General features: G+C 60.6%; 11 protein-coding genes, 2 tRNA genes and 1 pseudogene. 4 read left to right on the top strand and 10 right to left on the bottom strand.

Features of this window, described 5'->3' with window-relative positions; translation table 11 throughout:
• Positions 1-2: 2 nt before the first annotated feature.
• Positions 3-899: pseudogene (locus tag ACV17W_RS08190) on the bottom strand (Bug family tripartite tricarboxylate transporter substrate binding protein); the annotation flags it as partial.
• 192 nt (positions 900-1,091) lie between these two features.
• Here ACV17W_RS08190 and ACV17W_RS08195 point away from each other — a divergent pair.
• On the top strand, positions 1,092-1,838 hold the full coding sequence (locus tag ACV17W_RS08195) for an IclR family transcriptional regulator (RefSeq protein ID WP_462595927.1): 747 nt from the start codon (positions 1,092-1,094) through the stop codon (positions 1,836-1,838).
• Positions 1,839-1,902: 64 nt separating this feature from the next.
• Here ACV17W_RS08195 and ACV17W_RS08200 read toward each other — a convergent pair whose 3' ends face one another.
• The 6 genes from ACV17W_RS08200 to ACV17W_RS08225 all read right to left on the bottom strand — a co-directional run bounded on the left by ACV17W_RS08200 (position 1,903) and on the right by ACV17W_RS08225 (position 7,811).
• Positions 1,903-3,396 (bottom strand): PLP-dependent aminotransferase family protein, encoded by a 1,494-nt coding sequence (locus tag ACV17W_RS08200; protein ID WP_462595928.1) that lies wholly within the window; start codon positions 3,394-3,396, stop codon positions 1,903-1,905.
• 7 nt (positions 3,397-3,403) lie between these two features.
• Positions 3,404-4,237: an ABC transporter ATP-binding protein gene (locus ACV17W_RS08205; protein WP_462595929.1), complete on the bottom strand. Its 834-nt coding sequence runs from the start codon at positions 4,235-4,237 to the stop codon at positions 3,404-3,406.
• Positions 4,238-4,239: 2 nt separating this feature from the next.
• Positions 4,240-5,013, bottom strand: coding sequence for an ABC transporter permease (locus ACV17W_RS08210; RefSeq protein ID WP_462595930.1), 774 nt, complete (start codon positions 5,011-5,013; stop codon positions 4,240-4,242).
• Positions 5,014-5,021: 8 nt separating this feature from the next.
• Complete coding sequence (locus ACV17W_RS08215; RefSeq protein ID WP_462595931.1) at positions 5,022-6,023, bottom strand: taurine ABC transporter substrate-binding protein; 1,002 nt, start codon at positions 6,021-6,023, stop codon at positions 5,022-5,024.
• 104 nt (positions 6,024-6,127) lie between these two features.
• Positions 6,128-6,862 carry a GntR family transcriptional regulator gene (locus tag ACV17W_RS08220; protein ID WP_462595932.1) on the bottom strand — a complete coding sequence of 245 codons (735 nt, stop codon included), beginning with the start codon at positions 6,860-6,862 and terminating at the stop codon, positions 6,128-6,130.
• A gap of 127 nt (positions 6,863-6,989) precedes the next feature.
• A complete protein-coding gene (locus ACV17W_RS08225; RefSeq protein WP_462595933.1) occupies positions 6,990-7,811 on the bottom strand; it encodes a class I SAM-dependent methyltransferase in 822 nt (273 codons plus the stop codon).
• 279 nt (positions 7,812-8,090) lie between these two features.
• Between ACV17W_RS08225 and ACV17W_RS08230 the strand changes: the two genes are divergently transcribed.
• Both ACV17W_RS08230 and ACV17W_RS08235 read left to right on the top strand, forming a co-directional pair.
• Positions 8,091-8,166, top strand: a tRNA-Gly gene (locus ACV17W_RS08230).
• 217 nt (positions 8,167-8,383) lie between these two features.
• A tRNA-Cys gene (locus tag ACV17W_RS08235) sits at positions 8,384-8,457 on the top strand.
• A 357-nt stretch (positions 8,458-8,814) separates the two neighbouring features.
• On the opposite strand, the gene ACV17W_RS08240 is transcribed toward ACV17W_RS08235, so the two are convergent.
• From ACV17W_RS08240 to ACV17W_RS08250, 3 genes are all read right to left on the bottom strand, one after another.
• A complete protein-coding gene (locus tag ACV17W_RS08240; RefSeq protein ID WP_462595934.1) occupies positions 8,815-9,387 on the bottom strand; it encodes a hypothetical protein in 573 nt (190 codons plus the stop codon).
• Positions 9,388-9,651: 264 nt separating this feature from the next.
• Positions 9,652-9,966, bottom strand: coding sequence for a DUF1153 domain-containing protein (locus ACV17W_RS08245; RefSeq protein WP_462595935.1), 315 nt, complete (start codon positions 9,964-9,966; stop codon positions 9,652-9,654).
• A gap of 590 nt (positions 9,967-10,556) precedes the next feature.
• Positions 10,557-10,952 (bottom strand): hypothetical protein, encoded by a 396-nt coding sequence (locus ACV17W_RS08250; protein ID WP_462595936.1) that lies wholly within the window; start codon positions 10,950-10,952, stop codon positions 10,557-10,559.
• A gap of 582 nt (positions 10,953-11,534) precedes the next feature.
• On the opposite strand from ACV17W_RS08250, the gene ACV17W_RS08255 reads away from it, so the two are divergent.
• A complete protein-coding gene (locus tag ACV17W_RS08255) occupies positions 11,535-12,410 on the top strand; it encodes an AraC family transcriptional regulator (RefSeq protein WP_462595937.1) in 876 nt (291 codons plus the stop codon).
• Positions 12,411-12,561 lie beyond the last annotated feature (151 nt).

The raw sequence follows: 12,561 nt of genomic DNA on the forward strand, positions 1-12,561 counted from the left end.
GGCTATTGAACTTTGAGTCCGGCGGATGTCACCACCTGGCCCCACTTGGCGATCTCGCTGTCGATGAGCTTCTGCAGCGTCTCGGGCGTATTCGGTGCAGCCGGAAGGACGAATCCGCCCGACTTGTAGGCTTCGCGCAGCGAGTCGCCGGACAGCCCCTCGTTGATGGCCCGATTGAGCTTGCCCACGACAGCGTCCGGCGTGCCGGCGGGCGCCATGATGGCGAACCATGACTGCACCGAGAAACCGTCCAGCCCGGACTCGCCCATCGTCGGCACGTCGGGCGCGAATGGCGCCCTTTCAGGCGACGTAACTCCCAACGCGCGCAGCTTGTCGGCCTGGACATGGGGCAACGACGACGGAAGATTGTCGAACATCGAATCGACCTGACCGCCCAGCAAATCGGCGACCGCAGGCCCGCTTCCACGATAAGGAACGTGCAGGATGTCGGTACCGGTCGCCATTTTGAAGATCTCGCACGACAGGTGTATGGACGACCCGCTGCCTGACGATGCGCAAGTCAGCTTGCCGGGATTGCTCTTGGCGTACGCCACGTATTCCTGCACCGTCTTGACGGGCAGCTTGGGATGCACCACCAGGATGTTGGGAATGGTCGCCAGCAAGGCGACGGGCGTGAAGTCTTTCTTGAAGTCGTAGTTGAGTTTGTCGTACAGCGTGCGGTTGATGGTGTTGGCGATCGAACCCACATATAGCGTGTAGCCATCCGGCTTGGATCGAGCGACGACTTCCGCGCCGATATTGCTGTTGGCGCCGGTGCGGTTTTCCACCACGACGGGCTGGCCCAGCGAATCGGACAGCGACTTCGCGATCAGGCGCGCCACGATATCGGTGGCGCCGCCCGCCGCATAGCCCACGACCAGGTTGATCGGCCGCTGCGGCTAATCGCCGGCCGCCTGGGCTCCCTGCACCAGCCCGAAGCCGGCCAGCAGCAGTGCGGCCGGCCGGAAAAAGCGTCGCAATACAGATTGCATGAGAGTCTCCTAAGTTGTTTATTATTCGGACGCTTATACTGAGCGTCTTCCGTATCATCGGCCTGCTGACGCCTGCCCGAAAGGCAATGTGTGCAAATAATGAACAAGATGGATCCCGAAACCAGCGGCGCCAGCACGCTGAGACGCGGCTTGCGCATGCTGGCGGCCTTGCGGCAGTCGCCAGAGGGCCTGGACGTTTCTGGCATCGCGCGCGCGCTCAACATGCAGCGAACCAGCGTGTACCGCTACATCTCCGTGTTGGTCGAGGAAGGCTATGCGCTGCGCGACCCGCAAAGCGGGCGCTATCGCGCAGCACTGAACTCAATGTCAGCGCCCGACGAACAGGCGTTATCGGTGGCGCAGCTTGCGCCGGCAATGCGGCGTATCAGCGACCAGACGGGCGATTCGTCGTTCCTGATCTGCCGAGTAGGATCCGATTCGCTGTGCCTGCATCGTGAAATCGGGAACTATCCGGTGCAGGTACTGGCCGTAACGATCGGCCATCGACAGCCCTTGGGTGTAGGTGCCGCAGGCCTGGCTTTACTCGCCGCACTGCCGGAATCCGAGGCCGAAGCGCTTATCCAGCAGAATCGTGAAGCGTTGCGGTCCTATGGAAACATGACGGCGGCGCACATGAGCCTGTTGGTCGCGGCCACGCGCGACCGTGGCTGGTCGGCGGTGGGCAACGCGGCCGTGCCCGGCGTGCTGGGCGTGGGCGTGGCCCTGCGAGACCGGTCGGGCTATCCCCGCCTGGCCGTGAGTGTTTCGTGCATTCTGGACCGCATGCCCGCCGCCCGCCAACGCACCATAGCGGAACTGATAAAGCGGGAAGTCGGCGGGCCCTGAAGCAGGGCCGGCGACGCCGAACCGCGTCCGCCCAGCGACGAGACGGTGCTTTCGCGCAAAGTCGCTATGACGGTTCGCAGACAGCCTGGGCCTGGACCTGCTCGTTGACCCATTCACGCAGCATCACCAACGTCTCGAAAATGCACCTGACGACGAGCCGCATACGGCCCTCGTCCAGCCGGCCGCAGTCGTCGACCGTTCCAAAGCCCGGAGTCAGGACAATATTGGCGTCTTCCGATTGCACCAGCAGCACGCCCATCTTCGCCATCATGTGCCCCAACACCTGCGCGCCCGCGATGCGGTCTTCGTTGCTGAAGATCGGGATGCCCGGCGCCCCATCATCCCAGGAACCCTCGTAGTTGATCTCTACGCCCCCCAGGTTGTAGGACTTGGTAATGACAACCCCCGGCCCCAGGCGCGAGTGAAACCGTGCGTACTCGTCGACGACGATCTGGTGGGTGATATCGATGGGGCCCGTCAGTCTTTCAGGCTCGTCGCGCAAGACTCGCAGCACCTGGACCAGCCCCGCCAATGACAACTTGCCGGGATCGGCGCTGGCGTATGCGCCCTTGCCATGAGCGGATCCGGCTCCGAAGCGTTCACTCTGCACACCCAGGGCACGTCGTACATTCACGATGGCCGACTCGCGGCCGATGATGAGCCCGCTGGTAGGCCCGCCCGACACTTTATCGATGCTGTAGAGCATCACATCCGCGCCGATAGGCCGCGGATCGCTGCCGATGAAGGGAACCCCCCAGGCATTGTCCACCACGTAAGGCACACCGTAATCGGCGGCCAGCTTACCCACTGCCGTGTGGATCAGGCTGCCGCCCTGCTCGTGCCTGTGGCCGTAGCCATAACCCGGGGTGTCATAGCCCAGGGTCACGAATCCGGCGAGGTCGCCGGAATGAATCTGCGCCGCCCGCTCCAATGCGCCAATGGTGTCGTGTGCATCGGCTTTCATCAACAACGGGCAAGGCGACATTTTCGGGCCGTGGCATTCATAGCGGGCGCCCGCCATCGGCACCATCACGACGTCAGTGTTGATCGCCCGCCGTCCCCCAAGGCCGAATTCACCCGCCGTCGTGCCGCGGTCCGCAAAGACTTCCTTGAATTTCGGTGGAAAAGGCCTGCCATAGCTCAACTGATGCTCGGCGTGCCGCTCGAGCAAGCCAATACACCTTGCCCGGTATGGCTCTCCCCTGCCCATCTGGGGCGGTGTCAGCAGCGCATCATAAACCAGGCCGAGCGATGCCTCGCAGCTGTTCGTTGCAGCGGCATCGTACTCGTCGCCGTAAACAGATTTGACCAGGCGCCGCACCTCGTCGCCCAGCACGCGCGGCGATGCGGACGACCCCGCGGCGGCCTGCATGGCCTGCATCACATCCTGCCGGATCGAACCGGGCATCGCCGAGCTTGCGCCCGACGTACCGATGGCGCCCTTGAGGCCGTCCGGGATTCCCAATTGCCGGCTTAACGCTTCACACCGCTGCGCCAGTGGTTCCCGGTCGGCAAGCAGGCGGGCGTAGAGATCCATACGAGTCATAGTCTTGGGCATAACACGCTCAATCGAAGTGGGCGGGAGAGGCGATCCCAGGGGCACGTTGCGGCGATTCGCCTCTTATCAGATGAAGAATGCGCTGCTTGGCCTCGATATAGCTTCTGTCGTGAATGACGGACTCGTACTGGCGAGGCCTTGCCAGCGACACAGGAATATCGTCGATCAGGCGCCCAGGCCGGGCACTCATCACGACTATCCGGTCAGCCAGAAACAACGCCTCGTCGATGTCGTGGGTAATGAAGATGACTGTAGTTCTGAGCCTTTCCCAGACTTGAAGCAGCAGCTCCTGCATCAGCAGGCGAGTCTGGGCATCCAGCGCGCCGAACGGCTCATCCATGAGAATCAGCCCGGGCTCCGAGATCCAGGTGCGCGCCAAGGCAACCCGCTGTTGCATCCCTCCAGACAGCTCATAGGGATAGTGCTTTTCGAATCCGCCGAGCCCCATCAGATCCACATAACGCTGGGCCTTGCCGGAATAGGCGCTCTCTTGCGCACCCGCCATCCGTGGCCCGAAGGTGATGTTGTCCATGACATTCAACCAGGGGAACAGGGTCGGACGCTGGAACACCATTCCGCGCTCGGACGACGGGCCGCAAACGGGCTGGCCATCGACGTGTATCGATCCTGACGTGACGGCTTCGAAACCGGCGACCATATTGAGTACGGTGGACTTGCCGCAGCCGCTGGGCCCCAGGATGCAGACGAACTCGCCCGCTGGTATGGAAAGGGTAAAGTCCGACACCGCCTGAGTCTCCCGCGCCCGCTTGACGTCGACATATGTCTTGACTACATCCTGCAGCGCCACCTTGGGGCTGCCCGATTCGGCGTACGCTTGCATGGTCATCCCCTTCCTGCCCAATGGATCATTCGCCGCTGCACCGCCACCAGGCCCAGATCGAGCAGATAGCCGACGCCGCCCAGCAGCAGGATTCCCAGCAGGACCACGTCGGTGCGCAAGTAGGAACTGGCATTGATCACCATCCAGCCCAGGCCTGAGCTTGAAGCGATCATTTCGGCGGCGATGAGCGTCGTCCAGCCGATGCCCACCGCCACGCGCACCCCGGTAAACAGCTCCGGAAGCGCGCTGGGAAGAATGACGTGGCGGAACAGCTGCAGGCGATCCACACCCAAGGACTGAGCAGCCTTGATGCGATCATCCGGCACGCTCTGCACTGCAGCGGTCGCGCTGACCACGATGGTCAGAAATGTCGACAGGTAGATGAGCAGGAATTTCGAGAATTCGCCGATCCCAAACCAGACAATCACCAGGGGAATGAGCGCCAGCTTGGGCAATGGCCGCAAGAACTGTACGAACGGATCGAAGATGGCGTTGAGTGTGCTGGACCGACCCATCAGCAATCCCAGCGGTATGCCGGTCAGGGTCGCGGCCACGAATGCCGACATCGCCCGGGCCAGGCTTACTGCAATATGCTCCCAGAGCGGAACCTGCCTGTAACCTTCGATCAAGAGTTCGCCGGACGTGTCGAGCACTTCTCGCGGACCGGGCAACAACAATGGATCGACCAGCGCCTTTTCGCCTATCACCAGCCATGCGACCAGCACCGCCGATATGGCGATGGCACTGACAATCGGGCGACGTTTCACGGCTGCCATGACAGGGCCTACCGGTCCGCCGCGCGCTGCATGAACGTCGGGTTTATCGCGAAGTCAAAACTGTCCGGAACGTCTCGTGCACGAATCTCGCCAAGATCGCTCAGGAACCTGGCGGTATCGGCCATCGCCGTTACGACGCTGCCGCCGGCCGCCAGCATCTGCATCTGGTCTGCATAGCCGGGCGTGGACAGGCCCTCCAGGGTGCTGCGCACCTGATCTTCCTTCTGGTTCAGATGGTTCGCCACGAGCCGGACCGCTCCGTCCGCGTCGCTCTTGTACATCTCGTTGGCCTGCTGGAGCGCTCGCAGGAAACCCACGACGGCCTCAGGCCGCTCCCGGGCAAAATCGCGGCGCACCACGAAGGTATTGAAGATCGAATAACCATGCGGTTGCAATTGCTGAGTAGTGAGGATCTCGGTCCCCCCGGAGGCCTCCATCGACTGGGTGAAAGGCCCCCAGACGTAAGCTGCATCGATGTCCCCCCGCTGCCACGCGGCGAGCATGTCGCCGGGAACCATGCTCATGAGGGTGACCTCATCGACTGCCACGTTATTGACCTTCAACGCGGCCATCAAGGCGTAATGGGCAGTCGAGCCCGGCGGGTAGGCGATACGCTTGCCCCTGAGGTCAGCCACGGAAGAGATCGGTTGCTTTGCGATCAAGCGTTCCGACGTCGAGATAAGTTCAGCGACCGCAATGACATCGATGGGCACTTTGCGGGAGATTCCGGCCACGGTGGGAGACGACCCCATCCGAATGATGTCTACCTGCCGAGACGCCAGAGCGGTCAACGCCGCGGCGCCGGAGGGAAACTGCAGCCATTCGATCTCGGCGTTCATGCTCTTCTCGAACAACCCCGAGGCCTTTGCAATGACCCATATCCGTGGGGAGCCATACCACCCCATCTTGACGACATCCGCCCCGGCCGCCTGAGCGGGAACCAACAAACCGGGCAACATCCCCACTACGTACGCAAGCACAATGGCCAGCGCCTTCGACTTCGTGCTCATGGCGTCTCCTTGAGGTTCGCTCAGCCGGCGAAGTTCGCTGGTGAAAACTACGCGATGCCGACAACTGCACTATAGCAGTTGGAAGACCTACTGCAATATAGCAGTTACCCTGAGCGCCCCGCGCCCAGCACAAGCATGGCGCTGTGAAAGGGTTCGCCATAGATCCGCTGGAACGATACGGGCTTGTCGTCGACGCTGTAGCTGCGCAGTTCCAGCGCGAAGCACGGGCTGTTCGGGGCGCAGCCCAACTCTTGCGCGACATCCCGCGCCGCGGGACAGAACCCGATGGCCTGCTCGACCCGAAGAATAGGCATACCCATGCCCTCGGCCACCAGCTCACGAAAATTCGTGTTGTCCGCCACCTGGCCCTCGAGCGACTCAAAGGCGGGCTGCATCAAGAACAGCTGGCCGAAGAAGACGAATCTGCCGGCGACATCGACGCGCCGGTCGATACGGGCCAGCGGCTCGGCGGACCCGAAAAAACTGGCGAGCTCGCGCGTCGCCCGCACCTTGCGCTGCTGTCGGACCACATGCCACAGGAGCTGCATGTCTTTGCCCTGCTTGTCGCGCACGCGAACATACTGGGCATGCAACGGCGCCCCCATCCCCCTCACGAAATTTCCTCGGCCATGTTCCCGTGCGAGGATCCCGCGCTGCTCGAGTTTCTGCAGCGCGCGCTGGACAGTGCCTATGCTGACCTGGAACTCCTTCGCCAGATTGCGCTCGGAAGGCACCCTGTCGCCGTTTCGAAGCGCGCCCGACGCAATTGACGCCAGGATCGAATCGGAGATCATCTTTATTTTGGTGCCCAGTTCCGGAGCACTGTTATTCGAGTTCATTTCTTGCCTCTACGCCGAACGTTACCTGGTTTGAGGTCAGGACCTCCCGGGCGCCTCATCTTATCCCGACCCAGGCCCTGCCTGGCGGCCGGGTCGCCTGCGCGGCCGGCGCATCAGCTAGGCGGGGTCATGCCGGCAGACCAGGCTCTACTACGCAGGAATCGTCCTTTTCCCAGTGTATGAGGGCCCAGCGCATCGGCGCCCCCGCGCGCTGGGCCGGCGTGGCGCTGTCGTACCAGATGCGCAGGCGTTCAAACTCATCGTCGTCCAGCCCGCCCATCGACCTGGCCACCCGGCCAGCGTAGTCGCGGAAGTCTGACGCGGCCCGCAGCTGGCTCGGCGCCCACAGGTAGTCAAGCCGCGGATGTATGCCCATGCCGTGCAGGATATTGATGATGTAGATGTAATCCGGCATGGGAGTCCTCTGCCGACCGACTATCTTCTGGATTGCCGGATCGATGAAGTGCCCGCCAGCAAGATGCGTCAGATACACCCGCCGGCGTGCATGGGCGTCGAGCTTGGCCAGAGCGCTCGCCATGTCCGCCACCACCATCGATCGGGAGGCCACCACGATGTCGCACGCAGGCACATCGGACCAATCGTCGTCCCAGGCCCGCAACAGCGGCCGAATGTTCTGCACCCCTTGCGAACATGCCTGCTGCGACAGCGCCTTCAGCATGCCGGAGCTGTAGTCCAGCGCCACGACCTGCTGCATCCGAGCCGCTAGAGGCAGCGCGAGCGTACCGGCACCGCAACCTACGTCGAGCAGCGTGCGGGCACCGTCCAGGTCCATGTGCGCGATGAAGTCCCGCGCATACTGGCCCAGCCCCGCACGTTGCACCATCTCGCTGGCGCGCCGGTCCCAATCCTGAGGCGGCTTTGGCTTCGACCGCGCCATGGCCAAATGCTGTTTGTATAGCAGGGCGTAATCTATCGTGTCGATGGTCATAGGACAGGTATCGGTTGATACGTAGTTTGCTTCGTCGCACTTCGAACGGCGCGCCGGTTTCGTGCACCCGGCCTGGTCCGGCGAGGCGTTCAGCCGGATCGTCAACAGGCGTGAGAGCCCGGCTCGCGGATCGCCCTGTCCACTCTATACGCGCCTGCCGACCGGCGAAAGCGAACAACGGGATGCGGCGCTGAGCTCAGTTGGTGAAGCGTAAAAACGATGCTATAATTTTTTTCTTTGGTGGACACAGCCAGTATTTAATACCGGCATCGCCAATAAGCGGGAGTAGCTCAGTTGGTAGAGCGCAACCTTGCCAAGGTTGAGGTCGCGAGTTCGAGACTCGTCTCCCGCTCCAGAATTCCAGGTATGGCGCCAGGCCGGTCCTAACAGAAAGCCCGAAGAGAAACGCCCCGACCCTGTCGGGGCTTTTTGTTTTGTGGCGCGGGCCGTCTTGCGGTCTCCGGCTGGCGGGTGGCATACGCGCGCACCCGCGAAGGCCGTCGGAGCGTTAGCTGCGGCCCCGCGCGCAGCACGGGCTTTCAGATTCCTGTACAATCGCGGGCTTGGCACTTGGCGCAATGGCAGAGTGGTTATGCAGCGGATTGCAAATCCGTGTACGTCGGTTCGATTCCGGCTTGCGCCTCCAGTAGAAATAAGGCTCTCAGCGATGAAGGCCTTTTTCTTTTGGGGTGCTGTGTGGGGATTGTCTGCCCTCGCCTGCTCGCGATCTGCTGAATATTGACGTCCTGGCGTTTCCGGCACCGCGCCATGTGGGTGCGCTGGAGGAAGCTCTATCCCTCATCGGCCAGCGCGGCGCGCCGGGGAATCCTCAGCCAACAAAGTAACAGGCGCACGGCAGCAGTCTATATGTTCGCCGACAGTTGCTGCGCCTCAGGACATCGACTCATTCGAGAAGGCGACAGGCCGGGGCGAGATGTGCGCACAGGCGAAAAAAGACCCTCGGTAGAGGGCCTTTTCTTTGGCGCGGATGGCGCAGTCCCGATCAGGGCTCAATGTACCCCTGCACCGGCCCGTAGCTCGCGCTGCTGGGAGCGGCGGCCACTGTCTCGCCACGCCGATTCTGCGAAATCGGCTTCGCCGTAGGCGGACAAGTGTGGCCTGTAGCTTCCCAGGCCAGACGGTTCTCTTCTTCGCCAAAGCAAAAAAACCTCATGTCGGCAACTTCTTTGTAGCCGAGCTTGTACGCGGTGGCGGTATCTTCGCGGGCGTTACAAGCCGCACTCTCGGAGGCGACCGAACCACCAATGCCGAAGCCTGTCACGCCCACGCCCATGGTGCTGCTTTGGCCGCAATTGTTGGCGCCGCCGAACATGCTGGGCGCGATGTAGACATTGGGCGTCGTCGAGACGCTTTGGTGCCTGCGCTGGGAAGATCCCTCGAAGGTGATGTTTCCCATTCCCATCTCGGCGTTTACCCCTACCTGCGAGGTTCCTGACTGGGCGCTCGAATTGGCGCCGCTAGATGCGTTCGAGCCCGCGCTGGCACCCGTATTGATTGTCTGACCATACGCGGTGAATGTGCATAAGGCCAATGTAAGGAATACAAGCCGCTTCATGATTCTTCTCCTGGAATGTAGCCACCCTATGCTGACGGCATGGAGCCGTTCAGATAATCCATGGCGCCATATGATTTGTAACTTTGATGATCGATGGCAATTAATTTTATGGTTACAAATAAAACAACCTTTGCCAGTTTGTGCGCTATTTTTATTTAAATCACGGCGCATAAATCTTAAAAAAACAGAGTTCTGTCCTCTTAAGGCGAAAAAAATGTCCGGCGCCCGGCGGCCGAACAGTTAGATCCGCTGTATTTGACCGAGCTACTTGTCGTCGTCGCTCGGCGTGCCGTTCTGCTTGCTCCGGATCCTCAGCTCGAGCATGGCTTCGCCGTACGCCTGCTGCAAAGCCTTGATCTGCTTTTCATAATATTCTTTTATGTTCAATGGGTTAGATCTAAGTGCGTTCTCTAGACCGCGTTTGCCATCTTCGACCCATCGCTCAATTTCCGAGGCTGGGAGACCGAAGGTTTCGCTGGCCTCGCGCACGGTCGTGCGGCCCTGGATTATGTCCATGACCAACACGCTTTTGCGCCTGACCGTCCATCTCTTGATTTCTTCGTCAAGTTTGTCGTCCATCACCAGCACTCCTAGAAGGGCGTAATAAGTTTTTATGAATAAATAACAGGCAAATGTAACCACACCATTTTGGTGCGTGTTTTCTATGCATGACGTTTTTATTGGAAATAGCTCCGTCACCGGCTCAGCGGCCGCCGTGACGATCGATTTCCAGCCACTGCCACCCCAGGGGTAACAACGAAGGCTCACCCGCGCGCGGGAAACTGGGCAGCAATCGGGCTCTAACCACCCACAAGTCCCTTTGCCGGGCGCCGTTGCCGTGCCGCGCCTGGGCGAAGCTAGTGAATTCCCCGGCATCTGCACGGCAATCGGGAAATCCTTCGGCGGGATACGTGAAGCCAGATTCGGGCACGGACATCTCCGCGAACTCTGTTATCTCGGTGTAGGCCGGTGGGGCGTCGCTGGGCGTGCAAACCGTGGCCCACGTTGTATTCGCGCCAGGTGTCTTTGCCAGCGCCGGCTGAGCGGTTAGCGCACACATCACCGACAAATTCAGGATGGCCAGGTTAAATACTGATTTCATCGCAAATCTCCTACGTGCGGGGAAGACAACGCTTCCCCGCACGACGGGTATCGATGCTCCGGATGGCTTACCAGCTCCAGCCGCCGAAACCGATACTGCCCACCCCTCCGTTAGCGCCGCTGGTGTATTCACCTCCGGCCATGCCCGAGGTGCTGCCACCGGCGAAGCCGCTGGTGTAACCGCCGCCCACTGACGTGTTGACGCTCACGCCGTTGGCGTAGGTACTGGTGCCTTGCGGGGTCAGTTTGACGCCGGAATTGGCCTTGGTGGCGCTGGTCGCCTGGGTTCCTTGCACCGCGGAGCCGTAGCCCATCGAACCACTGCCGCTGGTGGCTTGCGAGCCACCCATCGTGGACGATCCGGACGCGCCGCCGCCCACAAAACCCCCGATTGCAAATCCGGCCGCGTGGGCCATGCCAATGGAACTCACGGCCAGGGCCGCCGCCAAAAGTGCTTTTTTCATGATTTATTGCCTCCTGAAGACTCGAGAATCCGTCTCGATGCGGTACTGCCCGGTATTGCCCGAACTGCCGCGATGCATTGTTCTGAAAACATCTTGGCAATTCGGGCGATTTATTTCTGCGGAATTCATTAATCGTTTCAGTAAAAACCCGGACTTTTCGGCATGCCTTAAATCGACCTTAGGGTTTTCGCGCAAACACTTTCCCCGCCCCGTCCTAATAAGTCGGGGTCAACCCGGATACTCTGGTTTGGTCAGGCTGCGCGATTGGAAAACTACGCGCGAACCCTTACTACCAACGGCCTATTTGATACCAGCAAGGTGCAACGCATAATCTGTTCCCCGAAATCCCTGCGGCCTTCTTACGTTCGATCTCGCGCAATTTCATCGTCTGCAAAACGTTAATTCGAAATTGCTTCCCAGCCCCAAGCCGCGTGTCGCGACGGATTTCATTCTAGGCAGTTCTGATTCACAAAATTTACAGTTTGTGATGTTTTGGATTTTTTTATGCGGCCTCGTTTACCAGCAGACTGGTAATTAAGAGCTCTAGGGATTGGGCACTGGGCAACCAGCGAAGGGATATTTATGGATCCTCGTATTCAATATTGCGTCACGCAAATCGAACAACAGATCTTGCATGGCTCGACCGACCACTGCGTCCACGACGCATTGATTCAGGAATTGGCTCAGAAGGTCAGAGTGAGCCGGTTCCACCTCACGCGCCTTTTCTTGAAGGACTTTCAGCATTCCCCGCGCGACTACATCCATCGCAATTTGATGGGCCGCTGTGCGCTCATGGTGGCCCACACGCGTCAGCCGCCGTTCTCGATCGCCATCGACATGGGCTTTTCCAGCCAGCAGGCGTTCACGCGTGCTTTTACGCGGTACTGGGGCATACCGCCCGGGCAGTTCCGCCAGGCGCATGCGATGTATATCGCCAAGGTCAACGAGACCGCCAAAGAGGCGGCCAGCACCTGGAGCCTGCCCGAGAACCAGATGCAGATCAGTTTGCGCGAACTGCCACCGGCCCGGTTCTGGGCTGTCAGGTATGAAGGTATGTCGAGCCAGAAGCACGCGTGCTGGAATGACTTCCACCGGCTGTTCTCGCGTCTGGGCGCCGACATGCTCACCGGGCCGTTCTACGGGCTGACCTACGACACCCCGATGTTTGTACCCACGCCGTTCATACGCTACTACTGCGGCGTCCAGGTCCCGCCGGGCTTCGGCCCCAAGCCCAAGGATGCCTTCGAGATCACGCTGCCCGGGGGCCGAATTGCCAGTTGCGTGGCGGATTGCACGTCGCATGACGTGTCGCGCCTCTACGCAAATTTGCTGGATCAATGGCTGCCGCGCTCCGGCTACAGCCTGCGGGCGTCCTGTTTTGCGGAACGGTTCGAAACTTTCCCGGTCAATTGGGACAGCAAGCCGCAACCGGTGCAACTGAACTGCTGGATCCAGTAAAGAATTAGCGCTGCTCGTATTCGCACAAAATTTCTCTTATTGCTATTTTTGTTATGGGGAGTTAAATTTTCTAACAAGCCCTGGTGCGTCTTGCCAGGCCACTGGCCAACGCGGGTAGCGCGTATCAGCCCGCCGCGGCTGTTTTCCGGCT

Source organism: Bordetella sp. MIP270_01_BMS, from assembly GCF_054958705.1.